Raw genomic sequence first — 23990 nt, forward strand, 5'->3', positions numbered from 1 at the left:
GGACGCGGGGGTCGTCGTGGAGGGTCTGCAGGGTGGTGGCGCCGCCCATGGAGTGGCCGAACATGCCGACGGTGGCGGGGTCGAGGGCGGCGGCGAGGCCGGGGGGCGGGGGACGGTGGCCGGCGTCGGGACTGGTGCCGGTGGCGGCGAGGGCGGTCAGCCGGTCCAGGACGAGGCGGGTGTCGGCGGCGCGGTAGGCGACGATGCCGGCATCGGTCATGGCGTGGACGGCGGCGGTGTTGCGGACTTCGAGGCGTCCGCCGGGGAATTCGACCTCGCCGGAGTCGAAGGTGTGGTCGATGGCGGCGACGATGTAGCCGCGGGAGGCGAGTTCCTCGGCCAGGGCGGTGTCGAAGCCGCGGTCGCCGCGTGAGCCGGGTGAGTAGAGGACGACGGGGTGGCGGGTGGTGTGGTCGGCGGGGGCGTCCTGGTGGCCGTGGGTGAGCGGCCAGGTGAGGCGGCCGGCGGGGGCGCCGAGGTAGTCGGATTCCAGGTGGGCCGTTTCGGCGGGGTCGCCCAGGGGGCGGCGGGGTGGCCGGCGGTGGTGGTGGCGGGGTACCAGAGCTGGGTCTTGAGTTCGCGGGGCCGGGGGGTGGGGGCCCAGAGGTCGGGGCGGGTGGGGTCGGTCAGGTGCAGGGTGGTGGTGCCGACGGGGTGGGGTCCGGTGGGCGGGGGCAGGGCCAGCTGGATCGACACGGCCCCGGCGGGTACGGATGCCGCAGCGGCGGCGGTGGCGGTGGCGGTGGGGAGGGTGGTCAGGAGGGCGGTGGCGGCGAGCAGGGCGGCGGTCAGGGTCCGCTCGGGCCTGTGGTGACGGGTCGTCATGGTGGTCTGTCCTCGGGGTGGCCGGCGCGTGGTGCGGGTTCCACCGTGCCCGGGGTGCGGGGGCGGGCGCGTCCGGCCACGGCCGGGGATCGGGGGCGGCGGGTACGACCCGGGACATAGGCCTGTGGTGCGATGCGAGGGGGTGTGGGGCGTCGCCGGGCCGGCGCGACGGCCACCCCGGGGGCGGGGCCGGCCCGCGCGGCCGGGGCGGGGGCGGGGCGGTGTGCGCCGGCGGGCCGGGCCTGACCGGTGGCCCGGGCCGGGGGCTCACGGCGTGCGGGGCTCCCCGGCGGGCTCGGCGGCGGCCGGGGGTTCGGCGGGGGCCAGGGAGGCCAGGAGGGCGTCGAGGAGGCCGGGGAAGCGCGCGTCGAGGTCGGCGCGGCGCAGGCTGACGAAACGGTTGCGCCCGGCCACACGGGTGCTGGTGACGCCGGCCTCGCGCAGGACCCGCATGTGATGGGAGACGGTCGACTTGTGGAGGTGGTCCAGGCCGAGGTGGCGGGGGTCGCAGGAGTGCTCGGCGCCGTCGGCGTAGGAGGCGAGCAGGCGCATCCGGACGGGGTCGCCGAGGGCGTGCAGCACCGCGACCAGGTCGATGCCGTCGCTGTCGGGCTGGGGCAGCCGTTCGTCTTCCATGGCCGGTCGTCCTCCTGTGGCTCCTGCGGCGGCTCCCCGCGGCGCGGTGGTGGTGCGCGATGGTTTGACAATCATCCACCAATCCCTAATGTTTGACGAGCGTCAAACTGTTGCCCGTTCGTCCAACAGGGGGGAACCCATGCCCGTACGCCTGCTCCTGCTCGCCCTCGGCACCTTCGCCATGGGCACCGATTCGATGGTGATCGCCGGGATCCTCGGCCCGGTCGCCGGCGATCTGGGGGTCTCCGTCCCGGCGGCGGGCCAGCTGGTCACCGTGTTCGCGCTCGCGTACGCGCTGCTGGCGCCGCTGCTCGCCGCGCTGACCGCCCGCTGGCCCCGCCGGCGGCTGCTGCTGAGCGCGCTGGCCGTGTTCACCGCGGCCAACGCGCTCAGCGCGCTCGCGCCCGGCTACGGGTTCCTGCTGGCCACCCGGGTGCTGGCGGCGGCCGGGGCCGCCCTCTACACCCCGACCGCCAACGCGGTGGCCACCACACTGGTGGGCCCCGAGCGGCGCGGGCGGGCACTGGCCACGGTACTGGGCGGGATGACGGTGGCCACCGCGCTGGGCGTGCCGCTGGGCACCTGGGTCGGGCGCTCCGACTGGCGGCTGACGATGTGGCTGGTCACCGCACTGGGGGCGGCCGCGTTCGCCGGACTGGCGCTGCTGCTGCGCGGCCTGCCCGCGCCCGCCGCCGCACCCGGACTGCGGGCCCGGCTGGCCCCACTGGGCGAACGCCGGGTGCTGGGCGCGGCCGCGACCACACTGGTGTTCTTCCTCGCCTTCCAGTCGGTCTACATCTACCTGGCCACCGCCGTCGCCCCGGCCACCGGCGGGCGCTCCGAGCGGCTGAGCCTGGTCCTGCTGGTCTCGGGCCTGGCCTCGGTGGCGGGCAGCTGGCTCGGCGGGCGTCTGGTGGACCGGATCGGCGTGCGGCGGGTACTGCTGTGGGGCTCGACGGTGGCGGCAGCCGCATTCACGGCACTGCCCTGGGCGTCGGCCAGCATGCCCGGCGCGCTCACATACGCGGCGGTGACCCCACTGGCCGGCTGGGCCGTGTCGGTGGCACTGCCACACCGGCTCGCCTCGATCGACCCGGCCAACGCACCCCTGCTGATCTCCCTCAACAGCAGCGCCCTCTACCTCGGCACCGCCGCCGGCGGCGCAGCCGGCAGCGCGTCCATCGCACTACTGGGCGAACGCTGGTTCCCGCTCGCGGCCACCGCCCTCGCCCTGACGGCCACAGCCACCGCCGCAGCCACCACCCGCGGAGAGAACCAGACCCACCCGTCCACCTCCACCCCGGCCACACCCACCCCCGCCCCCGCCGCCCGGCCATAGGGCCTGCGGCGGGCGGGCGCGCGGACGGCGGAAAAATGCGTGCGTTACGCACGCTTCTCGCACCCTACCCGAGGAACGCGTGCGCCACGCACGCTACGATCGGGGGGTGGACCCCGCACACACCCCTGGCACCCGGACCCCCTCCCCCGGCTCCTCGCCCTCGACCACTCCCGGGGACACCGTCGCCGACGCCCTCGCCGTCCTGCTCAAGCGCGGCACCCGCACCCACCTGTACCGGCAGCTGACCGAGGGCCTGGGCGAGGCCGTGGACGAGGCCACCTACCCCGTGCTGAGCGGCCTGGCCCGCACCGGGGCCCGCAGCGCCGCCGAACTCGCCACCGAGATCGACCTCGACCGCTCCGGTGTCAGCCGGCGCGCCTCCCGCCTGGAGGCCGCCGGGCTGCTGCGCCGCGAGGCCGACCCCGGCGACCAGCGGGCCACCCTGCTGGCCCTCACCCCGGCCGGTCACGACGCCGTGGCGGTGATGCGCCGGCGCCTGGCCGGGCGGATCACCGCCACCCTCGCCTCCTGGCCCCCCGGGGAGGCCGAGGCGTTCACCCGCGGCCTGCGGCGCTTCGTCGAGCAGGGCCCGTTCACCGGGCCCTGAGCCCCCGCCCCCGGGACGTGCCGGCCCGAAGGACAGGGCGGCGGGGGTTCACGATCCGTTCCGGGCGGCCCGGGAAGCCCCCGCACGACAGGCCGGAGGCTTCCCGGGCCGCCGGCGCTCAGACGCCGCCGGACACGGTCCCGGGGCCAGGAGGGGTAGAGCGAGAAGAGGTCGGCCCGGCTCCTGTACTGGGCGGTCCGGTCGCTTCCACGGTCGCGATCCACATCCGGATCGTCGCGCCGACCCAGGCGTCTTCCGGCGGCGAGCCCCCATGGCGGGTGGGGCGACAGAGGGCGGGCCGCACGATCCGCCGGACGGATCCGGTCACGGAATCAGCAGAGTAAAAATCAATTATCTTACAGCATCAACGAGTTGAGCATCTTCGACGAACGAGGAGGCGCCGCATGGGCACCCGGGGGTGCGTGCAAGAATCACCCCGGAGCGGCGGGCAACCACCTGGACCTGCCCGCTCTTTGACTGCTATTCAGGGAGCCTATGGTGAGCTTGGCTGCAACAGTTGACCTTCAACTCGCCCGCTTTTCCAATGTTTTGATCTACTCTGCGGTATCCGTGTACCTCCTGGCCATGTTTGCTCACATCTTCGAGTGGACTTTCGGCAGCTCGGGCTCGGTCGCGCGTCGCTCGGCCGAGCAGACCGGCCTCGCTGACGCGGTTACCGCCCCGGAGAGGGCCGCGCGCCGCGAGGTAGCGGTGACCGTTGCCTCGTCCGATGGGGGAACCACCACCCTCGTCCGCCCTCTTCTGGCCGGTGCAGGAGCCGCCAGCGTGACATCGGGCCGAGGGGACGGCGGCGGAACAGACGGGCCCGGTGCGGCGGGGACGAGTGCCAGGGGTGACCTCGCCGGCCGGATCGGCGTCTCCCTCGCTGTGCTGGGGGCGCTGCTCCACGTCGGCGGGGTTGCCACCCGGGGCATATCGGCCGCGCGGTGGCCGTGGGGGAACATGTACGAGTTCTCCTGTGCCTTCTCCCTCGCGACCGTGCTGATCTATCTGGGCCTCCTCGCCACGAAGAAGCCCGTCAGGTGGCTGGGGCTGCCGGTCACAGGAGCTGTGGTCCTCACCCTCGGCCTCGCGGTGACCGTGCTGTACACGGACACAGAGCAGCTGGTACCGGCCCTGCACTCCTACTGGCTGGCCATTCACGTCACTGCTGCGACAGCGTGCGCCGGCGCCTTCTACACCGCTTTCGCGGCGACGTTACTGTTCCTGGGAAAGGATTCGTACGAGAGTCGGCGCGCTTCCGGCCGGCCGGACGGCCCATGGGGGACTTCGGCACATGTCTGGGAACGTCTGCCGGCCGCGGCAACCCTCGACAAGTTCTCGTACCGGATGAACGCCGTGGTGTTCCCTCTGTGGACCTTCACCATCGTGGCGGGCGCCATCTGGGCCGAGGCGGCATGGGGAAAGTACTGGGAGTGGGACCCCAAGGAGACGTGGTCCTTCATTACCTGGATCGCGTACGCGGCCTACCTCCACGCGCGTGCCACCAGTGGCTGGAAGGGACGGAAGGCCGCGTATCTGGCGCTGGTCGCCTTCCTCTGCATTCTCTTCAACTACTACGGCGTCAACATCTTCGTGACTGGCAAGCATTCGTACGCCGGAGTCGGCTGACGGGAGAGGGAGGCGCGTGACGGGGGTTCCGGCACACGCGCCTCCCTCTCCCGGTATCACCTCGGCCCGGTGGAGCCGGGCTTCAGGAATCCCTTCGCTGGAGCACTGCGCCGACACCCGCCAGCAGGACGAACGGATAAAGGACGGTCGCGATCCACGCGGGACCGGCAGGGTCCGCGCTCCGGGGGGCTTCAGGAGGCCGCCCCTCGAACCCCCGCCCCTGGTGCTGTCATGGCGGCCTCTCGGGGCGGGGCACCGCCTGCCGGGAAAGGCCCGCCGCGTGCCCTCCCGTGTGGTCGGCCGTGCGGCGGCGCGGGGCCGACCGTCCGCGGACCGGCCTGCCGGGCGGCCGGACCCCCAAGAACCGACAACCCCCGCTGGAGGAAAGGTGCCGCTGCCGCAGACCGTCCGGTACCCGGCAGGCCGCGCCGTGCCGACCGGGGCACGGGGCGGGCGGGCCCGTTACCGTCGCGGTCCTGCCACGGCGTAGACCGCGGTGCCGGTCACCAGCAGGGCCCACGCCGTACCAGTGGCCGCCGCCGTACCGGAGGGAAAGATCATCCAGCTGGCCACCTCTCCCGCGGTGCCGCGCAGAGCCGGGACGAGGAGGGCGTACGCGAGCCAGCCGGTCGGCAGGGTCCACGCGAACTGCGCCCCGCACAGCACCGCACCGAGCGCGGCCAGGCCGGCCAGGCCCGCGCTGTCTCGGACGACGACCCAGGCGGGGGCGAGCTCCGCTCCCGCCGTCTGGACCGCCAGCAGCGCCGCACCGGCGGCCGCGCCGGTCAGCAGCACGTGCGCCGCCCGCCGGGGTGCCCACCGGATCGCGGCCGTCCGCTCCAGCGCGGCGTCCTGCCCGCCGAGCCCGACGGAGGCGGCCGCCACGTTCGCGGCCAGGACCAGGACCGCGATCCCCAGGTCCATCGGGCCCGGGCCGCCCCGGTTGAAGGCCCACACCGCCGACGCGACGAGCAGGACCGCGGCGGCCGAGGCGGGCACCTGCCGTGAACGCGCGTACAGCATCAGCCACCTCATCGCGACGCCTCCCCCGCCAGCACCGCAAGCTGCGCGTCCGCGCAGGAGAGCGCGGCGCCGTGCACCTGGGCGATCCGCGAGCGCTGCTCGGCCGGAGGCAGGGCCGTCAGCTTCTCCCAGGCGGCTTCGGCGTCCGCCCAGGCACGGCGCGCGTACTCGTCGGCCTCCGGCTCCCGCAGCGGCCGGAGCTCGTGATCGCCGAGGGCCCAGCTCGCAACGATGCTCTGGACCGGGACGCCGGCCAGCCCCCCGCCCTCCCAGACGGTACGCGGTCGGCAGTTCGGTGCCAGGCCCTGGGCGACCAGCCGGCGGGTCAGTTCCGGCCCCGCCGCCCCGGTGAGCAGTGGGTCGTCGAAGTCGATCAGCACCACGTCGCCGGAGAGTTCGCGTTCGCCGGCGATCGCGCGCAGCGTGGTCTCCTCCCGCACCGAGACCGGCGCCCGGTCGCCCAGGGCGTCGTGCAGCACGCGCAGCGCTTCCCTGCCGCGCGGGGCGAGTTCGGGCAGGTGTGAGCGGTGCGCCCGCGTCACGCACACCGGGCCGTCGCAGACCAGGGTGGCGGCGGCCTTGTCGACGACGTAGGTGTCGCGCGCGGCCGCCGGGAGGATCAGCAGGGCCAGGGCCGCGCCGGCCAGGACGGGGGCCACCGCGAGGAGCCGGGCCCGGCGGGTCGCGGCGATCAGCAGTGCGAAGCCGGTGGCGAGCAGGCCGAGCAGCCAGAGCGTCTGGCCGAGGTCCACGGCGCCGGACAGGGTCAGCAGCATCTGCCGTGGCATCTCGGTCACCGGGGACAGCAGGCAGAGCCGGTTCGGCAGGTGACCCGACGGCAGTGCCCCGTCGGTGAACAGCCGCAGGAAGACGGTCGCCGCCAGGAAGAGCACCACCAGGAGCGGCGGGGTGAACACGGAGGGCAGGGCCCGCGCGACGCCCATGCCGAACACGGCCCCCGCGACCAGGGCCAGCACCGCCACCAGCGAGATCACCGGCCAGGACGGCGGCGTGTAGGTGGCAGGGCCGAGCGCCACCTGGACCGCGCCCACCAGGACGAGGAGGCCGAAGCCCGACGCCAGTGTGATCGCCGTCGCGCCGGCCGGCAGTGCCGCGCGGTGCCAGGGCGGCCGTGGTGTGGTCGTCAGCAGTTCGGTCATCCGTGAGCGGGAATCACGCAGCCCGTGCACCGCCCCGAAGCCCACCGCGAGTGGCCACATGAAGGCCAGCATGCACCGGGTCGTCAGCGCCATCGACGTCCACTGGGCCGTCCACGCGGCGGCGCCCCGCCACCACATTCCGTCGATCAGGCAGAGGAACGCCAGGCTGCCGCCCAGGACGACGACGCCGGCCCACGGGGCGACGGAGCGTTTCAGCTCGGTACGCAGGACACGTGTGTTCACCAGGTGCCTGCCTGCCGGCCGCGGGTGCTCAGCAGCGCCGAGTAGCCGCGCTCCAGGGGGCTGTCGCCCGGGTGCTCGGTGCCGCCCGCCGCGGCCAGATCGTCCGGTGTGCCCTGGAAGACGAGGCGGCCGTCGGCGAAGAGCACCACGTCGGAGCAGGCCGCCGCGACGTCCTCGACCAGGTGGGTGGAGACGACCACGCAGGCCTCGCGGCCCAGTTCCTGCAGCAGTTCGCGAAAGCGCAGCCGCTGTGCCGGGTCCAGGCCGGCCGTCGGCTCGTCCAGCAGCAGCAGGGCGGGGTCGTTGACGATGGCCTGGGCGATGCCGGCGCGGCGCACCATGCCGCCGGACAGGGTCTTCATCCGGTGGTCGGCGCGGTCCGCCAGGCCCACGCGTTCCACGGCGCGCTGGACGGCCGCGGGGATGTCCGTCTTCGGGACCTCCTTCAGCCAGGCCATGTACTCGACGAACTCGCGTACCGTGAAGCGCTTGTAGTAGCCGAAGTCCTGCGGCAGGTAGCCGATGCGGCGGCGCAAGGCCCGGTGGTCGCCCACCCGGCCCACCGGGGTGCCGAGCAGTTCCAGTTCGCCCCCGGCGGGGGGCAGCACGGTGGCCAGTGCCCGGATCAGGGTGGTCTTTCCCGCCCCGTTGGGTCCCAGGAGGCCGTGGGTACCGGTGCCCAGGCAGAGGTCGAGCCCGTCGACGGCCGTCTTCTTGCGTGCGGCGCGCACTTTCAGGGCGCCGGCGCGGATCTCCCAGGCGTAGGTCTTCGGCGCGGTGTCGGCCGCGCTCGTCACGGGTGTCATGCGGTGGTGCCTTTCGGGGGTCAGCGGTGGTTTCACAGCGTTGAGTACGCGTTCCTGCGGGCGATCACGGCGGCGGTGGCCAGCGCGAGGAGCAGTGCCCATACGGGCAGCCAGTCCGGCTGCAGGGCGAGTTGCAGGACGTAGGGGGTGCGGCCGGTGGCCCAGGCGGGTGCCACGACGACGGCGCCCCACGCGGCCGCCAGGGCGGTGGCGGCGCGGGCGGGGCCGATCACGCTGCCCAGGGCCAGGGCGGTGGAGGTGAAGGCCAGGGAGGGCAGCAGCCACTGGGCGGCCGTCATGGTCCCGGTCAGCCACCCCCCCAGCAGGAGCCCGGGCAGGACGACGAGGAGGACCGCCGTGGTGCGCCGCAGGAGCAGGGGCAGGCCGGCCCGGGCGGTCGAGGCCGTCAGTTCGTGTGCCGGGTCCAGGGCGCGCGACCACGAGGCGGCGACGCCGCACAGCGGCAGCACGGGCGCGATCAGCAGCACGGGTGAGGCGTCGCCGAAGACCCTCGCCGGCGCGACCGCGTCCAGCAGCAGCGCCATCAGGGTGACGGCGGCGGTCATCGCCAGCCACGGGGTCATCACCGGTGTCAGCCACGCCGACACCCACCTCGGGCGGCGGCGCGCGGGTGCCGGCACGGCCGCGTCCAGTTGCGGTTCCAGACCGGCCCGGACGGTGTCGACGAGCGCGGCGACGCCGGGTACCCCGGTGGCCACGCTGGCCGCCAGGCGGCCACGGCACGGCGCGCACGTCTCCAGGTGGGCCTCCAGCGCCCAGACCGTGTCCGCGGCCATCGCCGTGTCACCGCGCGCGTAGTCGTCGATCAGCCGCCCCGACGCGTGTTCCCCGCTCATGCCAGCGCCTCCCGCATCGCGATCCGGGCCCGGCGGGCACGGGTCTTGACCGTGCCTTCGGGCAGTCTGAGCAGGACCGCGGTCTCCCGGACGGAGAGCCCGTCGAGGACCGTGGCCTGCAGTACCTGTCGCAGTTCCGGCGCCAGGCGCCGCAGGGCATCACCCACGTCGCCGCCGACAGCCTTGGCGAGTGCCTCCTCCTCCGCCGCGGGCACCACCGCCCGTTCCGCGGCGGCGACGGGCGGCTCGGCGTGGTGGGCGCGGCGCCGGAACGCGTCGACGAGACGGCGAGCCGCGATCGTCCACAGCCACCCGACGGCCGACCCGCCGACCGCGCTGCCGGCGAACGCGCCCGCCGCGCGCCACACCGCCAGATAGGTCTCCTGCATGACCTCCGCGACGATCTGCTCGTCCGCGCAACGGCGGCGCAGCCGCACCGCCAGCCACGGCGCCGTACGCCGGTACAGCTCGTCGAACGCCCCGCGGTCGCCTCTGGCCACCAGCCGCAAGAGGTGTTCCTCGTCCAGCCCGTCCGGTGTTCTCCTGCGTGATCTCACACCAGCCAGACGCCGGACACGGCGCGCGGGTTCTGCGCCCGCCGTGATCTGCGTCACGACGCCGGGAGGGGTGGCCGAGGACAGCGGGGGGCGGCGGGGGGTGCGGTCCGTGACGGCGACCGGGCCGGGGCCGCCGACAGGGGCCGGTCACCGGGGAGGTGATGACGGGGGGTTGATGACGGCGGGGTGGTGTGCCGACCGGGGGTGTTCACGGGCGTGCGGCCGACCGCAGGACGCGGGACCCGGGCGTGCCGGCCGGCCCCGGGGCGTGGTACCCGGGGGCACGACACCTGCCGGCCGCCACCGCGGGCTGTTGCCCGCGCGGCGGTTCCGGCAGGAGCGGGCGAGGCCGCCCCGCCACGGGCACGGGACGCCCGGCCGGGGTTCCGGCCGGGCGGCCCGTGCGGGCGGCCGCCCGGTTCGGCGGCCCGGGCGGGGGGGTGTCAGGTGGTGGGGCCGGTGAGGACCTCGCCGACGAGCTGGCGTGCCTCGTCCTGGACCCGGGCGAGGTGCTCGGGGCCGTGGAAGGACTCGGCGTAGATCTTGTACACGTCCTCGGTGCCGGAGGGGCGGGCCGCGAACCAGGCGTTCTCGGTGCAGACCTTGATGCCGCCGATGGCCGCGCCGTTGCCCGGGGCGTGCGACAGGACGGCGGTGACCGGCTCGCCGGCCAGTTCACCGGCGCGTACCCGCTCCGGCGACAGCCGGGCCAGCAGCGCCTTCTGCCCGCGGTCGGCGGGGGCGTCCACCCGGGCGTAGGCGGGGGTACCGAAACGGGCGGTCAGGTCCTGGTAGTACTGGCTGGGGGTGCGGCCGGTGACCGCGGTGATCTCCGAAGCCAGCAGCGCGAGCAGGATGCCGTCCTTGTCGGTGGTCCACACCCCGCCGTCGCGGCGCAGGAACGACGCCCCGGCCGACTCCTCGCCACCGAAGGCGATCGAGCCCTCCAGCAGCCCGTCGACGAACCACTTGAAGCCCACCGGCACCTCCACCAGCTCGCGCTTCAGGTCGGCGGCGACCCGGTCGAGCATCGAGGAGGACACCAGCGTCTTGCCGACCGCCGCGTCCAAGGGCCACTCGCCGCGGTGACGGTAGAGGTAGTCGACGGCCACCGCCAGGTAGTGGTTGGGGTTCATCAGGCCCCCGTCCGGGGTGACGATGCCGTGCCGGTCGGCGTCCGCGTCGTTGCCCGTGGCGATCGCGTACTCGTCACGGCGCCCGATCAGCGAGGCCATCGCGAAGGGCGAGGAGCAGTCCATCCGGATCCTGCCGTCCCAGTCCAGCGTCATGAACCGCCAGGTGGGATCCGTCAGGGGGTTGACCACCGTCAGGTCCAGGCGGTGCGTCTCGGCGATCCGCCCCCAGTACGCCACCGACGCCCCGCCCAGCGGGTCCGCACCGATCCGCAGGCCCGCCGCCCGCACCGCGTCCAGATCCAGCACCGACACCAGATCCTCGGTGTACGCGGTGAGGTAGTCGTAGCGGCCGGTGGTCGCCGCCGCCAGCGCGCGGGCGTACGGCACCCGCTTGACCCCGCGCAGACCCTCACGGATCAGGGCGTTGGCACGGTCCTGGATCCACCCGGTGGCCTCCGAGCCCGCCGGGCCGCCACTGGGCGGGTTGTACTTGAACCCGCCGTCACGCGGCGGGTTGTGCGAAGGCGTCACCACGATACCGTCCGCCAGCGCCTGCGGATGACGGCGGTTGTGGGCAAGGACCGCGTGCGAGAGAGCCGGAGTCGGGGTGTAACCGTCCGCGCTGTCCAGCAGCACACTCACACCGTTGGCCGCCAGGACCTCCACCGCGGTCACCCTCGCCGGCTCGGACAGCGCGTGGGTGTCCGCACCGAGGAACAACGGACCACTGACCCCCTGCTCCGCCCGGTACTCACAGATCGCCTGCGTGGTCGCGGCGATATGGTCCTCGTTGAACGCCGCGTCCAGCGACGACCCGCGGTGCCCCGAGGTACCGAACGCCACCCGCTGCCCCGGCTCCTGCGGATCCGGATGCAACGCGTAGTACGCCGTCACCAGCCGCGCGACATCCACCAGATCACCCGGCTGCGCCGGCTGTCCGGCCCGTGCGTGTGCCATACGTCTTCTCCCGCCAGTTTCCCTGCCCGCACGCGTGGCCCCCACGGCCCCGCGCATCCTTCCCCCGCGCTCACCGATCGTAACCAGCACACGACCCCACCCAACGCACGGGGCACCACAGCACACCAGGCCCGGACCCGGACAGAGTCCGGACGGGGCCCGGGCAGGGGCCCGGGCGGGTGTCAGGCGGGCGGCTGCTGGCGGTGGGCGTCCAGGGCGGGGGCGGTGGTGGTGGCGAGGAACTCCGTGACCCGGTACGAGGCCAGGCCCTCACGGGCGAACGGGTCGGTACGGGTGAGCTCCTCGACCGCCGCCCGGTCCCCGCCGACCGCGATGATGACACCGCCGTCACGGGGCACCTTACGGCCGGAGGCGAGAAACGTGCCCGCCTCGTAGTGCTCGCGCAACCAGTCGACGTGCCGCGCGAGCGCGGCGTCGACGCGATCCAGGGAAGCGGTACAGGTCAGCTCCAGAACGAACATGACACCAAGGCTAGCCCCCGTCGTCCGCCCGGAGGGCGGGCGTGACGACGCTGGGATGCGTGCATCGCAAGGGCGGAGGAGGGACGCGATGCGGTGGGGGCACCTCCCGGCCGAAAGCTGGGGGCGTCGGCGCGCAGGCGGGAGGTTTGACGACAGGCCCCCGCCCGCGACGCCCCGTCAGCCGGTGCCGCACCGGGCCCGCGCCGGGTCCGTGGGCCCGGCCGGGCGCTGTGCCGGGCGTTAGGCCGGGTGCCGTGCCGGGGGTTCGCACAGGGCGGTGTCCACGACGGCGACGAAGGCGGCGACGCTCTCCTCGGTGGTCGGGGTCTCGTTGACGGCGACCGTCAGGTGGCGGCCGCCGGGCGCCATCGCGGTGATGGCGTGATGCCCGGCCCGGGTCGACCCGGTGTGACCGCTCCACTGCCCGCCGCAGGACAGCGGGGAGGTGATCAGCCCGAGTCCGTAACGGCCGCCCGGGCCCAGCCGGCCGGGATCGCCGGGCACCGTGTCCCGCATCCGGGCGAGCTGCCGCGGGGACAGCAGCCGCCCGCCGAGCAGGGCGTCGAGGAAACGGTTGACGTCGGAGGGCGTGGAGACGAGCGCGCCGCCCGCGCCGCCCGCGGAGGTGTTCCAGCGGGTACCGTCCACCCGCACCGCCGCACCGTCCCGCTCGACGGTGAAGTAGCTGTGGGAATGCCGCCCGCGGATGACCTCGGAGCCACCGGGCCAGTAGGTGTCACGCAGCCCCAGCGGCCGGATGATCCGCCGCTCCGTCTCGCTCTCGTAACTGCGGCCGGTGACCCGCTCGATCAGCAGACCCGCCAGGACATAGTTGGTGGTCGAGTAGTGCCAGGTGGTGGCGGGAGGGGGAAGCCGCAGCGCCGCCTCGACGAGTTCCCTGGGCGTGAAGTCGTGGTGGCGCAGCCAGTCGGTGTCGGCGGTGGCGAACGCGTCGGCGTGGTCGGGCAGGCCGCTGGTGTGCTGGAGGAGCTGGCGCACCGTGATGGTGCGGCCGTCGTAGCCGTTGCCGCGGACCAGTCCGGGCAGGTAGTCGTCGACGGTGGCGTCGAGGGAGAGCCGGCCCTCGTCGACGAGCTGGAGGACCACGGTCGCGGTGAACGTCTTCGTGATGCTGCCGATCCGCAGACGGTCCCCGGCACTCGCCGGGCGCCCGGTGTCCAGGTCGGCCCGGCCGGAGGCCAGGCTCCAGCGTCCGCAGACGGGATCGGCCACCTCCACGACCGCTCCGGCCAGCCGGTACTCGCCGGTGAGCCGCTCCAGTGCATGCGCCACGGCACGGTGGTCGCCGCAACCGGGTCCGTTCGCGTCCGGTAAGGGCCCGGCGGCGGCCGGGGCGGCGCCCGTCACAAGACAGACGAGGGAGACAAGAGAGATGGCCAGTACGGGTGTCCTCATGGACGCCCACGCTAGACCCGGACACGACCACACCACACGGCAGCGAACACCCGGATCCACACGGCAGAACGCTGCCGCACCACACAACACCGGACACCCGCCTCCGCACCACAGGACGCTGCCGGGCGCCGGGCACCGAACCGGGCCCGGTGAGCATGTCAGGCCCCCTCCTGCCAGGTCACAAGGCTCTGGTGACAGGACACAGCGCACGCCGGTTCCGCCTTGCCCGGCAGTGGCGGGCAGGCGCGGACTCATCGTCACCCACTCCCCCGACCCCGACCCCGTACCCGTACCCGCACCCGCACCCGCCCGCCGGAAGCCGGCACGTGTGCCCTGCCGCCCGGCCCCGGAAGAGACGCGAAGGAACGAGGAGGAACATGACGGTGGACCAGGACCTGACGTGGCAGGCACAGACGCTGCTGCCCACGTGCGACCGGCGGGTGCCGCGCAGGCGGGCGCGGATGCACGGTGGGTGTACCGGCTGCTGACGGAGGTCAGTCCGCGGGTGTACGGGTCGAAGCTGGCGTGCGTGCTGATGAGGGCATGCGAGTGGCCCGAGGTACGGAAGCTGCCGCGGGCCCGGCGGGCGCTGCTGGAGGAGGCCGGGCGGGTGGCGCGGGCGCTTCACGAGGCCCCCGTACCGGGCGAAGGTGCTCGCCCGGGCGCTGGAGGCACTGGCGCGGCTGGAGCGGTCGGAGCGGCTTCAGCGACGCGGGGATTGCGCGGGTAGGTGCCTGCTGCGGTACAACAATCCCTCTTTGACGATTGATCGGAGGATCCTGATATGAGCAGGTCGGATCTGCCGCGCCGCGGTCTCCTCGCCGGTGCGGCGGCCGCGGTGATCGGCTGGAACACCGCCGGGCGCACATGGGCCCTCGCCCCCGGCACCCCCGGTGCCGCCGGTGGCGGGGAGTCCGGCGCGGGCGTGCCGCCGGGAGTCGCGGCACTGCCGCGCCTGGACGGGACGATGGTCACCGGAGGCACTGAACTCGCCCGGTTCGCCGGCGACTTCGGACACCTGGTGAACGCCGCGCCACGCGCCGTACTGCACCCCGGATCGGTACGCGACATCGTGGAGGTGGTCGGCTTCGCCCGCCGCCACCGGATCCCCGTCGCCATGAACGGACAGAGCGGGAACCCGGACACCGGCACCGGCGCGGCGCAGTTGGAGTCGCACTCCAGCTACGGGCAGGCCGGTGCGCCCGGCGGTGTCGCGATCGACGCCCGGGGTCTGGACCGGATCGTCTCCCTCGCCCCGGGGCGGGCCGTGGTGGAGGCCGGTGTGACGTGGGCGCGGCTGACGGACGCGGCACTGGCGAAGGGGTGGATGCCCCCGTGCCTGACGGACTATCTGCACCTGTCGGTGGGCGGGACGCTGAGTGTCGGCGGGATCGGCGGTGGTGTGCAGCGGTTCGGACTGCAGGCGGACACGGTCGAATCGGTCGACGTGGTGACCGGGCAGGGACAGCTGGTGACGGCCAGCGCGACACGCAACCGGGAACTGTTCGACGCGGTACTGGCCGGCGGCGGTCAGGTCGGGATCATCGTACGGGCGACGGTGCGGCTGGTACCGGCACGGGAACGGGCACTGGTGTTCAACCTGTTCTACGACGACCTGGGCACGTATCTGGCGGACCAGGAACGGCTGATGGCCGAGGAACGGTTCGACCTGCAGGTCGGCGAGGTGGTACGGGACACGGCCGGTACCCGGTGGCGGTACAAGGTGGAAGCGGTGGCACACTACGACGGCACGACGCTACCGGACCGGGATGCGCTGCTGCGGGGACTGCGGTGCGCGGCGGGTGAGACGACGGTGACGGACCAGGGGGTACGCGAGTACGCGTTCCGGGTCGACGCTTTCGCGGGATACCTGAAGGCGGCCGGGTACTGGGGGCTGCCGAAGCCGTGGCTGAGCCTGTTCCTGCCAGCCTCGCGTGCGGAAACGTTCATGCGGGAGGCGGCGGAGGTGTTGACGCCGGAGGATCTGGGAGCGGGGATCCTGTTGTTCTACCCGTACACGGCGAAACGGTTCACCCGCCCACTGGCGGTGATACCCGACGAACCGGTGGGCTGGCACTTCGACCTGCTGGCGTTCCCCGGCCCCGACACGGATACCGCAGCTATGCTCACCCGCAACCGACGGCTGTACGAACGAGCGGTAGCACTGGGCGGCAAACGCTACCTGATCGGAGCGATCCCGGGGATGACGGGCGCGGACTGGGGCCGACACTACGGGGCGCGGTGGTCGTCGGTGGTGGCGGCGAAGCGGCGTTTCGACCCGGCGGGGATCCTCACCCCGGGGCAGGGCATCCACGCCTGACGGGCGCGCCCTGTGTCCGCCCCGGCCGTTGGGCCGGGGCGGACACAGGGGGGTCGGACCAGGCGGTGCGTACCCGCCGTGAGGTGGTCCCCGGGATGCGGACGTCGGGGTTGTGCCGCGAGTGGGAGCTCGGGCGTCGCGTGGTGCTGCCGTCCGAGTCGAAGATGCTCGTCCTCGGCGGGCACCCGGCAGACGGGATCGGCCCCGAAGCCGTCACGAAGGTGGTCGATCACCTGCTCGGCCTCGTCCGGGGACGGCCGATCTCCTGGGCAAAAAACACGCTGGCGGCCTTCAGGATCTCCTTGGCCCGCCTCAACTCGGCGGCTTCCCTGCGGAGTTCCTTCAGCTCGTCGCGCTCGACGGTGGTGAGGCGGTCGTCCCGCTCTCCGGCGTCGGCCTCGGCCTGCCGGACCCGGGACCGCAGGGCCTCCTGGTGGATGCCGAGGTCGCGGGCCACATGGGCGACTCGCGTACGGCGCGCTCGCGGAGTTCATCGGGGTACTTGCGTGGTGCTGGCATTGCTCGTGGTTCTCCTTACGCCTGGATCGCAACAAACCCAGACATCAGGGACTCCACGAAGGCCGGAGCAGCTCACATCCTGCGCCGGGAGAGCGCCCAGGGCCCCGACGTCCTGCTCTCCTGCCGTGCCGGACAGGACCCCACGGGGCATTCGCCGGTCCTGGGCCGCATCAGGTCCTGGATGGCGTCGAGGACTCGGTAGCACAGTGGCCCGGCCGCGGTCAGGCTCCGGAGGACTCGCGTACCGTCAGGGTCGGGAGGAGGTCCAGGTGGTGGACCGGCAGGGCGGGTCCGGTGGCGGCCAGGCGTCGGAGCAGGAGGTCGACCGCGGCGGCGCCGACGGCGCGTTTGGGCGGGGCCACGGCGGTCAGTGGCGGGGCGCCGAGGGCGGCGAACACGTCGTCGTAGGTGACCAGGGCGAGATCCTCGGGGACTCGCACGCCCCTGGCCCGCAGCAGGGGAAGCAGTTGCAGGGCGTCCTGGTCGTTGTGCACGAGCGCGGCGCCGACGCCGTCGGCGACCGCCGCGGCGAGCCGATGGGCGACGCCGTCGACGCCGTCGGCCAGGGTGCGGACGTCGATGACGGGTTCGGCGGGCAGGTCGAGCGTGCGGCAGGCCTCGGCGTAGCCCAGGCGGACCTGGTGGGCCGTCCAGGTGTCGGTGCGGGCCGCCAGGGCCACCCGGCGGTGGCCGAGGACGGCGAGGTGGCGCAGGGCGAGCAGGACGCCGTGCCGGTGGTCGGAGCCGACCGCGTCGAGGGCGTCGGCGGGGCTGCCAGCGGCCGGCCGGCGTTCCAGCAGGGCGGCGGGGACGGGGAGTTCGGCCACCCAGGCGTGGTCCTCGGGGCGGTCGGCGGCGGTCCAGTTCGGGGCGAGCAGCAGGCCCTGGACGCCGGAGGCGAGGAGCTGGTCGACCTGGACGCGGTCGGCGCTGGCCTCGTACGAGGAGATGCCGAGGACCAGGTGGACGCCGGCCTCGGCGGCGGCGGTGCGCGCGCCGGTGATCACCTCGTCGAAGTACTGCACCACGGCGGGGACGAGCAGCCCCAGGGTGGGGGCCTCGGCGGGGCGGGCCGGCGCGGGGGCGGCCGCGGCCGCAGGGCCGCCGAACGAGACGGAGCCGTGGGTGCGGCGGAGCAGGCCGGCGTCGGCGAGGGCCGCGACGTCCCGGCGGACGGTGACGGCGGGCAGGCCCAGCCGCTCGGCGAGGTCCACCACCCGGACGGTGCCCAGGCCGCGCACCGTGTCGAGGATGCGGGCGCGGCGATCGTCCGCCGGGATCGGCATGGCACTCCCTGTCGGTGGGCCGGTCTGTCGAAGTGGACAGGAACCTACCACTCGGTCAGCGGACGGACGGCCGGTGCCCGCCCCGCGGGGCGGGCCGGCGCGCACCCGCGGGGCGGGAGGGGTCAGGAGCCGTACCGCTCCTCGGGGACGACCGGGCCGAGGTCGGGGCCCTCGACCAGTTCGACGTGGTCGCCCGGGCGGTGGAGTTCGAGGATCAGCAGGTCGTTGGCGCCGGCCCGCCAGAGCGGCGCCGGGGCGTAGAGGGTGCGCTGCGGGCCGCGGTCCCAGTAGCGGCCGAGCGCGAAGCCGTTCAGCCAGACCATGCCCTTGGTGAATCCGGGCAGGGCGAGGAAGCCGTCGGCGGGGGTGTCGACGGTCAGTTCGGCGCGGTGGAAGGCGGGACTGTCGGCGGTGGAGGGCGCGCCGAGGGCGAGGGCCGTCGGGTCGTCGAGGGGCAGCGGGCGCACCTCCCAGCCGAACTGGTACTGCCGGTCGACCCGGACACCGCCGGTGATGCCCTTGGGATCGTGCAGCAGCGGGCCGTAGTTGATCCGGCCCAGGTTCTCGACGAGCAGGTCGAGCACGGCGCCGCCCTCGGGCACCCGCAGCGGCAGGGCCTGCTCCGGGTGGTTGCGGTCGAGGACGCCGAGCGGCTCGCCGTCGAGGAAGACCTGGGCGCGGTCGGCGAGGCCGTCCACGCGCAGGTCGCCGTGGGCGAGCGGGCCGCGCAGGCGGGTGCGGTAGTGGATGAGGCCGAGGTTCTGGCCGAGTTCCTCCATCGGGCGGGGCTCGCGGAGGCGGTGCGCGGTGGAGAGTTCACCGAGGGCGCCGAGCAGCGGGCGGCTCGCGGTGACGGGGGCGGTGCGGGGGGCGAGGCGGGCGGGCAGCGGCGGCAGCGGATGGGGGTTGGGGCCGAGGTGGCGTTCGATCACCTCGCGGAAGCGGTGGAACTTCTCGGTGAGTTCGCCGGCCTCGCCGACCGGGGCGTCGTAGTCGTAGCTGGTGACGTCCGGCTGGTAGGTGGTGCCGTCGTGGTTGGCTCCGTTCCACCAGCCGAAGTTGGTGCCGCCGTGGCCCATGTACATGTTGACCGAGGCGCCGGCGGCGAGCTGGGCGTCGAGCACCGCGGCGGCGTCCTCGGCGTCGCGCACGTGGTGGGGCGTGCCCCAGTGGTCGAACCAGCCGCACCAGTACTCCATGGTGACCAGCGGGCCGACCGGCTGGTGACGGCGCAGGCAGGCGAGGGACTCCTCGGGGCGGGAGCCGAAGGTGCCGGTGGTGAGGAGTCCGGGCACCCGGCCGCCGAGCTGGAAGCCGTCCTCGGCGCCGTCGGCGGTGAACAGCAGGACGTCCACGCCGCGGGCGACCAGGGTGTCCCTCAGGTGTTCGAGGTAGGCGGTGTCGTTGCCGTAGCTGCCGTACTCGTTCTCCACGGCGACGGCGACCACCGGGCCGCCGCGGGAGGAGAGCAGCGGGAGCAGCACGGGCACCAGGTGGTCGAACCAGGCGTCCACGGCGGCGAGGAAGGGCGGATCCAGGCGGCGCAGCCGCATCGCGGGGTCGGCGAGCAGCCAGCCGGGCAGGCCGCCGAACTCCCATTCGGCGCAGATGTACGGGCCCGGGCGGACGATGACGTCGAGGCCGAGGTCGCCGGCGGCGCGGACGAAGGCGGCGAGGTCGCGGTCGCCGGTGAAGTCGGCACGGTCGGGCGTGGGCTGGTGGAAGTTCCAGGCGACGTACGTCTCGACGGTGTTGACGCCCATGGCGCGCAGCCGGGTGAGGCGGTCGGTCCACTGTTCGGGGCGGATGCGGAAGTAGTGGACGGCGGCGGAGACGATCCGGTGCGGACGTCCGTCGCGCAGGAAGGTATCGCCGTCGGTGGTGAGGGCGGGGTGGGGGGCCTGGTCGGCCATCGGGTCCTCCGCGGGAGGGGAGCGGGAGTGAGGGGGGTGACGAGAAGGCGGGAGTGAAGGGCGTGGGACCTCGGGTGGGTCCGGGCGCACGGCCGCGCGGGTGGCTGCGGGCGCGGCGGCCACCGGGGACACCCTAGGAGCTCGGTGATCGCACGGTCAATCGATCGGCAATCACCGGCATTATTGATCAATTTTCGATCGAACGATACTCTTCGATCGGAATATCATCGGCGGACCGCTTCCGGACGACGCTTCGGCGGGCACGAGAGAGGGAGGCCAGGATGGCCGTTTCGGGGGAAGAGCGCCGCAGGCTGATCGTGTCGGCCGTCGGCGAGCTCGGCGGGCGGGTCCGCCTCACGGAGCTGGCCGACCGGCTGGACATCCCGGCCGTGACGGTCCGCCGCGACGTCGCCGCGCTCGCCGACGCCGGCCGGCTCTCCCGCTCGCACGGCTTCGTCTCCCTGGAACGTCCGGACGCCGCCGGACCGCCGATCGCCCCCGGCCCCGGAGAGGGCCGCGCCCTCGGCCTGCTGGTGCCCTCGGTCGGCTCCTACTTCGACGAGGTGATCGCCGGGGCCCGGGCCGCCGCCGCGACCGCCGGGGCCCGGCTGGTCCTGGGCATCGCCCCGTACGGGGCGGGCGGTGACCGGCTGCAGGCCGAGCGCCTGCTGGAGTCCGGCGCCGAGGGCCTCCTGCTGGCCCCGGGACTGGTCCCCGGCCGGGCGGTCGAGGACTACGCCTGGCTGGACACCCTGCCGGTGCCCGCCGTGCTGGTGGAACGCCGCTCCCCCACCCCGGACGGCCCCGGGTCCGGACTGGACACCGTGGCCTCCGACCACCGCCACGGGGTGCTGAGCGCCCTGCGCCACCTGGCCGGGCTCGGCCACCGGAGCGTGCTGCTGGCCGCCCGGGGCGACTCCTGGACGGCCGCCGAGGTGCGGGCCGGGTACCAGGAGGGCACCCGGCTGCTCGGGCTGCCCGCCCTGCCGGCGCTGGACACGCTCGGGCCCGGCAACGTGCCGGCCGACCCCGAGCTGCTGGTGGCGCGGATCGCCGAGGCCGTGCGGTCCGGGACCCGGGCGGCGCTCGTCCACAACGACCAGGACGCGCTGCGGCTGGCGCCGCTGCTGCGCGCGGCCGGTCTCGCGGTGCCCGCGGACGTGGCGCTGGTCGCCTACGACGACGTCTTCGCCGCGCTCGCCGCACCCCCGCTGACCGCCGTCGCCCCGCCCAAGCGCGCGGTGGGCGGGGCCGCGGTCGACCTGCTGCTGCGCCGTCTGGCGTCCGGCGCCGACCTGCCGGTGCACCGCACCGCGCTGCTCCCGGTCCTGCACGTGCGCGCCTCCTGCGGGGCCGATCGGGCGGCACCACGCGCAAACGCCGCGCCCCTGGTGTGAGGGGCGCGGCGGGCGGGTGCCGGGACGCTTCGCGCACGGCACACCCGCACCGGGTGCGGCTGGCCGGGACGACCGACCCGGCCGGCCCCGCCGCCCCGGCTAGCCCGGAAGCAGCGCGGACAGGTGCCGCGCCCCGGGGCCCAGCTGCGGCGCGAGGGGCGCGGCGCGCGGGTGCCAGGGGGCCTCGTACTCCCAGGCCGCCCAGGCACCGGGCGGCAGCAGGTGCAGGCAGTCGGCGATCGGCAGCACGCCCGCGCCGAGCGGCAGCGGGGTGAGGTCGTCCGCCGAGACGACGTCCTTGACCTGCACGTACCCCAGGTGGGGGCCGAGCGCCCGGTAGGTCTGCGCCGGGGTCTCGCCGGCCAGCCAGGTGTGCAGCAGGTCCCAGAGCGCGCCGACCGCGGGGTGACCCACCCGGCGCAGCAGCGGTGCCAGCGCGTCGCCGGCGCGGTGCGAGTCGTGGGTCTCGACGAGGATCCGCACGCCGAGGGCCGCCGCCTGCGGGGCCGCCCCGCGCAGCCTGCGGACCGCGCGCTCGTCGGCCTCGGCCGCCGGGCCGGGGCCGCCGTGCGGGAAGACCCGCAGGCGGCGGCAGCCGAGGTCGGCGGCCAGCCGCAGGTGGGCGGTCAGCCCGGCGAGCACCGGCGCGTCCGGCCCGGGGACGGCGACACCGACGTAGGAGGCGAGGGTCAGCGGGACGACCCCGGCGGCGGACAGCAGCCGGGCCGCGCGCCGGCGTTCGTCCGCGTCCAGCCCGAGGCGGACCGGCTGGCCGTCGGCGCAGCGCAGTTCGAGGCCGTGCCAGCCGTGCTCGGCGGCGAGGGCGGCGGCCCGGTCCAGCGGGAGCCCGGGCAGGCCGAGGGTGGCGAGGGCGAGGGGCACGGCGGTTCAGTCCCGCTCGGCGGGGAGGACGGTGACCGCGCCGGGTGCCAGCCGGATCCACAGGCCCGGGGCGCCGGCGGGGCGGACGATCAACACGACGGCCGCCGGGTCCCGCTCGTCCGGCCGGACCTCCAGGGTGAGGGCGTCGGCGAGGGCGGGCGGCTGTTCGGCGACGGTGAGCCTGGCGGCGCAGGCGAACAGGGCGGGGCCGTCGGTGGGCAGTTCCCCGGTGAGCCGGGGCAGCGCCGCCTCCGGGCCGAACGCGGTGCCGCCGGGGACCCGTTCGCTGTCTGCGGCGGTGAAGCCGGACAGGGCGTGCAGCTCGGAGGCGAGCCGACCGTCGGCCCGGACGCCCGCGCCGGCGTGTTGCCCGGTGCGGACGCTCGTGACGGCGTGCTGCTCGGTGCGCCGGCCCGCGACGGCCCAGCCGGTCTGGGTGACCGGGGTGCCATCCGGCCCGCCGGTGACCAGGTGGGCCCGGACCTCCTCGGCGCCACGGGCGAGGGTGAGCGAGGTGACGGTGACACCGGGCAGTTCACGGCCGCCGACGCGCGGGTGCCAGCGAGAGGCGGCCCAGCCGGGCCCGGTGCCCAGGGGGTGGACGCGGCCGCGTTCGGTGGGTCCGGCGTCCGTCAGCAGGGCGAGGTGGTTGTCGGCGGGGCCCTCGAAGGCCGGCCCGGTGGCGGTGGAGTGGGCGAGCCGCGCGTAGTGCGGGTCGTCGGGCCCGACGGCGTCCGCGGGCTGGTCGTCGCTGCCGTGGTTGTGCAGCCGGACCAGGCCGTCGGCGGCGGTGGACTGCACCAGCCAGCCGGGCCCGGGCAGGGCGAGGACGGTGTCGCGTTCCTCGGCGGGTGCGGGCCCCTCGGGCGCGGTCCACACCGGGTGGCCAGGCGGGAGCAGCAGGCCGAGGAAGGCGCTGCCGGCCCAGTACGGGGAGGCGGGGCCGGAGTAGACCTGGACGAGCCGGAGGTCGGGTCCGTGCCAGCCGAGGGTGAGCAGGCCCCGGTCGTCGACGGCGCCGCGGTCGACGAAGTGGCGCAGGGCGCCGGAGGCGAGGCGGCGGGTCGTGCCGGGGGCGAGCGGGGTCTGGCCGGTGAGGGCCCCGGCCCACAGGGGGGCCGTGGCGGCGAAGCGGTAGGTGAGCGAGCGGCCCTGGTGGACGGGCGCGCCGTCGGCCCCGAAGGTGTGGGCGTAGCCGGCCAGGTGGGCGGCGAGGCGTTCGCCGTACTCGGCGCGCAGGGCCCGGTCGTCGGCGAGGTGGGCGTGCAGGACGGGGTAGAGGTGCAGGGCCCAGCCGTTGTAGTGGTCGAAGGCGCGGGGGCGGCCGTCGGTGTACCAGCCGTCGCCGAGGTACCAGCGGTCGATGTGCTCCAGCCCGCGGCGGACCGCGGCGCGGGCCTCGGGTTCGGCGATGCCGGCCTCGGCGAGGAAGCCGCCGACGGACAGCGGGAAGAGCCACCAGTTGTTGTCGTTGGGCGCGCGGTGCAGGGCGTCGGCGAGCCAGTGGCCGACCCGGTCGCGGACGGGTCCGGGCAGCCGGTCCCACAGCCAGGGGCGGGTGAGGCGCAGCGCGAAGGCGATGGAGGCGGCCTCGACCATGGCCTGGCCCCGGTCGGTGATCAGCGGCCAGGACTCTCGGTCGCCGTCGGCGAGGTCGCGCTCGCCGGTGGGGGTCCGGGTGCCGGCGTCGAGTCCGGCGGCGTAGTGCGCCAGCAGGCCGTGCGGATCGGCGCCGCCCGCGCCCGCCACCCGCAGGGCGGCGGGCAGGAAGGTGCGGGCGAAGCCCTCCAGGCCGTCGGAGCGGCGCCCGGAGCGGCTCGGGCGGGGACCGGGCAGGTCGATCAGCGCTCCGGCGGGACTGGCATACGGGCGGACCGCGGTCAGCAGGGCGTCGGCCACCGCCTCCCAGTGCTCCCTGGTCCAGCCGGTGTACGGGCTGAGGTCGCGGTCCTCCGGGGGCAGGCGCATGAGGTCCTCCGTGATCGGGTGGTGAGCCG

Annotated in this window: 20 protein-coding genes and 2 pseudogenes; 6 read left to right on the forward strand and 16 right to left on the reverse strand. The window is 74.8% G+C overall.

What is annotated here, in order from left to right; translation table 11 throughout:
• A pseudogene (locus tag AB0P06_RS17570) lies at window positions 1-220 on the reverse strand (hypothetical protein); the annotation flags it as partial.
• Window positions 221-223: 3 nt separating this feature from the next.
• Between AB0P06_RS17570 and AB0P06_RS17575 the strand changes: the two are divergent.
• A complete protein-coding gene (locus AB0P06_RS17575) occupies window positions 224-373 on the forward strand; it encodes a hypothetical protein (RefSeq protein WP_363608323.1) in 150 nt (49 codons plus the stop codon).
• Here AB0P06_RS17575 and AB0P06_RS17580 read toward each other — a convergent pair.
• Window positions 341-943, reverse strand: a pseudogene (locus AB0P06_RS17580) (hypothetical protein); the annotation flags it as partial. The gene AB0P06_RS17575 and the pseudogene AB0P06_RS17580 sit on opposite strands and share 33 nt — an antisense overlap.
• A 149-nt stretch (window positions 944-1092) precedes the next feature.
• Window positions 1093-1461, reverse strand: coding sequence for a transcriptional regulator (locus AB0P06_RS17585; protein ID WP_363608184.1), 369 nt, complete (start codon window positions 1459-1461; stop codon window positions 1093-1095).
• 139 nt (window positions 1462-1600) lie between these two features.
• Here AB0P06_RS17585 and AB0P06_RS17590 point away from each other — a divergent pair, with 139 nt between their 5' ends.
• From AB0P06_RS17590 to ccsB, 3 genes are all read left to right on the forward strand, one after another.
• Entirely contained in the window at window positions 1601-2800 is a 1200-nt protein-coding gene (locus AB0P06_RS17590; RefSeq protein ID WP_363608185.1) for an MFS transporter, read from the forward strand.
• 202 nt (window positions 2801-3002) lie between these two features.
• A complete protein-coding gene (locus tag AB0P06_RS17595; RefSeq protein ID WP_363608307.1) occupies window positions 3003-3407 on the forward strand; it encodes a MarR family transcriptional regulator in 405 nt (134 codons plus the stop codon).
• Window positions 3408-3905: 498 nt separating this feature from the next.
• Window positions 3906-5039 (forward strand): c-type cytochrome biogenesis protein CcsB, encoded by a 1134-nt coding sequence (gene ccsB, locus AB0P06_RS17600; RefSeq protein ID WP_363608309.1) that lies wholly within the window; start codon window positions 3906-3908, stop codon window positions 5037-5039.
• Window positions 5040-5501: 462 nt separating this feature from the next.
• Here the strand turns inward: ccsB and AB0P06_RS17605 are convergent, their stop codons facing one another.
• The 8 genes from AB0P06_RS17605 to AB0P06_RS17640 form a co-directional block, all read right to left on the reverse strand.
• Window positions 5502-6074, reverse strand: a complete 573-nt coding sequence (locus AB0P06_RS17605; RefSeq protein WP_363608186.1) for a hypothetical protein — start codon at window positions 6072-6074, stop codon at window positions 5502-5504.
• Window positions 6071-7465: a hypothetical protein gene (locus AB0P06_RS17610; RefSeq protein ID WP_363608187.1), complete on the reverse strand. Its 1395-nt coding sequence runs from the start codon at window positions 7463-7465 to the stop codon at window positions 6071-6073. Before AB0P06_RS17610 ends, AB0P06_RS17605 begins: the two co-directional genes overlap by 4 nt.
• On the reverse strand, window positions 7462-8271 hold the full coding sequence (locus AB0P06_RS17615; RefSeq protein WP_363608188.1) for an ABC transporter ATP-binding protein: 810 nt from the start codon (window positions 8269-8271) through the stop codon (window positions 7462-7464). Before AB0P06_RS17615 ends, AB0P06_RS17610 begins: the two co-directional genes overlap by 4 nt.
• A gap of 32 nt (window positions 8272-8303) precedes the next feature.
• Window positions 8304-9128, reverse strand: a complete 825-nt coding sequence (locus tag AB0P06_RS17620; RefSeq protein WP_363608189.1) for a zf-HC2 domain-containing protein — start codon at window positions 9126-9128, stop codon at window positions 8304-8306.
• Window positions 9125-9685, reverse strand: a complete 561-nt coding sequence (locus tag AB0P06_RS17625) for an RNA polymerase sigma factor (RefSeq protein ID WP_363608190.1) — start codon at window positions 9683-9685, stop codon at window positions 9125-9127. The genes AB0P06_RS17620 and AB0P06_RS17625 overlap by 4 nt, the downstream gene beginning before the upstream one ends.
• Window positions 9686-10128: 443 nt before the next feature.
• Entirely contained in the window at window positions 10129-11778 is a 1650-nt protein-coding gene (pgm, locus tag AB0P06_RS17630; RefSeq protein ID WP_363608191.1) for a phosphoglucomutase (alpha-D-glucose-1,6-bisphosphate-dependent), read from the reverse strand.
• A gap of 182 nt (window positions 11779-11960) precedes the next feature.
• The gene (locus tag AB0P06_RS17635; RefSeq protein WP_363608192.1) at window positions 11961-12260 is read right to left on the reverse strand and encodes a YciI family protein; all 300 of its coding nucleotides are present in this window, start codon (window positions 12258-12260) and stop codon (window positions 11961-11963) included.
• Window positions 12261-12500: 240 nt separating this feature from the next.
• Window positions 12501-13553, reverse strand: coding sequence for a serine hydrolase domain-containing protein (locus AB0P06_RS17640; protein WP_363608193.1), 1053 nt, complete (start codon window positions 13551-13553; stop codon window positions 12501-12503).
• Window positions 13554-14460: 907 nt separating this feature from the next.
• On the opposite strand from AB0P06_RS17640, the gene AB0P06_RS17645 reads away from it, so the two are divergent.
• Entirely contained in the window at window positions 14461-15996 is a 1536-nt protein-coding gene (locus AB0P06_RS17645; RefSeq protein ID WP_363608194.1) for an FAD-binding protein, read from the forward strand.
• Window positions 15997-16225: 229 nt separating this feature from the next.
• Here AB0P06_RS17645 and AB0P06_RS17650 read toward each other — a convergent pair whose 3' ends face one another.
• From AB0P06_RS17650 to AB0P06_RS17660, 3 genes are all read right to left on the reverse strand, one after another.
• Window positions 16226-16453: a transposase gene (locus tag AB0P06_RS17650; protein ID WP_363608195.1), complete on the reverse strand. Its 228-nt coding sequence runs from the start codon at window positions 16451-16453 to the stop codon at window positions 16226-16228.
• 283 nt (window positions 16454-16736) lie between these two features.
• Window positions 16737-17801 carry a substrate-binding domain-containing protein gene (locus tag AB0P06_RS17655; RefSeq protein WP_363608196.1) on the reverse strand — a complete coding sequence of 355 codons (1065 nt, stop codon included), beginning with the start codon at window positions 17799-17801 and terminating at the stop codon, window positions 16737-16739.
• Between the two features lie 122 nt (window positions 17802-17923).
• The gene (locus AB0P06_RS17660) at window positions 17924-19714 is read right to left on the reverse strand and encodes a beta-galactosidase family protein (RefSeq protein WP_363608197.1); all 1791 of its coding nucleotides are present in this window, start codon (window positions 19712-19714) and stop codon (window positions 17924-17926) included.
• A 281-nt stretch (window positions 19715-19995) separates the two neighbouring features.
• On the opposite strand from AB0P06_RS17660, the gene AB0P06_RS17665 reads away from it, so the two are divergent.
• Window positions 19996-21111: a substrate-binding domain-containing protein gene (locus AB0P06_RS17665; RefSeq protein WP_363608198.1), complete on the forward strand. Its 1116-nt coding sequence runs from the start codon at window positions 19996-19998 to the stop codon at window positions 21109-21111.
• Window positions 21112-21210: 99 nt separating this feature from the next.
• On the opposite strand, the gene AB0P06_RS17670 is transcribed toward AB0P06_RS17665, so the two are convergent.
• Window positions 21211-21993: a sugar phosphate isomerase/epimerase family protein gene (locus AB0P06_RS17670; RefSeq protein WP_363608199.1), complete on the reverse strand. Its 783-nt coding sequence runs from the start codon at window positions 21991-21993 to the stop codon at window positions 21211-21213.
• A 6-nt stretch (window positions 21994-21999) separates the two neighbouring features.
• Window positions 22000-23961 (reverse strand): DUF2264 domain-containing protein, encoded by a 1962-nt coding sequence (locus tag AB0P06_RS17675; protein ID WP_363608200.1) that lies wholly within the window; start codon window positions 23959-23961, stop codon window positions 22000-22002.
• Window positions 23962-23990: the final 29 nt, after the last annotated feature.

The organism is Kitasatospora sp. NPDC088351, from assembly GCF_040685575.1.
In the GTDB taxonomy this organism is placed as follows: domain Bacteria; phylum Actinomycetota; class Actinomycetes; order Streptomycetales; family Streptomycetaceae; genus Kitasatospora.

What these genes read in the sequence shown, in the direction of transcription:
- AB0P06_RS17645 (WP_363608194.1), top strand. Translation starts at nt 14,461, where the DNA reads ATGAGCAGGTCGGATCTGCCGCGCCGCGGTCTCCTCGCCGGTGCGGCG.
- AB0P06_RS17590 (WP_363608185.1), top strand. Translation starts at nt 1,601, where the DNA reads ATGCCCGTACGCCTGCTCCTGCTCGCCCTCGGCACCTTCGCCATGGGC.
- AB0P06_RS17620 (WP_363608189.1), bottom strand. Translation starts at nt 9,128, where the DNA reads ATGAGCGGGGAACACGCGTCGGGGCGGCTGATCGACGACTACGCGCGC.
- AB0P06_RS17675 (WP_363608200.1), bottom strand. Translation starts at nt 23,961, where the DNA reads ATGCGCCTGCCCCCGGAGGACCGCGACCTCAGCCCGTACACCGGCTGG.
- AB0P06_RS17660 (WP_363608197.1), bottom strand. Translation starts at nt 19,714, where the DNA reads ATGGCCGACCAGGCCCCCCACCCCGCCCTCACCACCGACGGCGATACC.
- pgm (WP_363608191.1), bottom strand. Translation starts at nt 11,778, where the DNA reads ATGGCACACGCACGGGCCGGACAGCCGGCGCAGCCGGGTGATCTGGTG.
- AB0P06_RS17585 (WP_363608184.1), bottom strand. Translation starts at nt 1,461, where the DNA reads ATGGAAGACGAACGGCTGCCCCAGCCCGACAGCGACGGCATCGACCTG.
- AB0P06_RS17605 (WP_363608186.1), bottom strand. Translation starts at nt 6,074, where the DNA reads ATGAGGTGGCTGATGCTGTACGCGCGTTCACGGCAGGTGCCCGCCTCG.
- AB0P06_RS17615 (WP_363608188.1), bottom strand. Translation starts at nt 8,271, where the DNA reads ATGACACCCGTGACGAGCGCGGCCGACACCGCGCCGAAGACCTACGCC.
- AB0P06_RS17635 (WP_363608192.1), bottom strand. Translation starts at nt 12,260, where the DNA reads ATGTTCGTTCTGGAGCTGACCTGTACCGCTTCCCTGGATCGCGTCGAC.
- AB0P06_RS17665 (WP_363608198.1), top strand. Translation starts at nt 19,996, where the DNA reads ATGGCCGTTTCGGGGGAAGAGCGCCGCAGGCTGATCGTGTCGGCCGTC.
- AB0P06_RS17655 (WP_363608196.1), bottom strand. Translation starts at nt 17,801, where the DNA reads ATGCCGATCCCGGCGGACGATCGCCGCGCCCGCATCCTCGACACGGTG.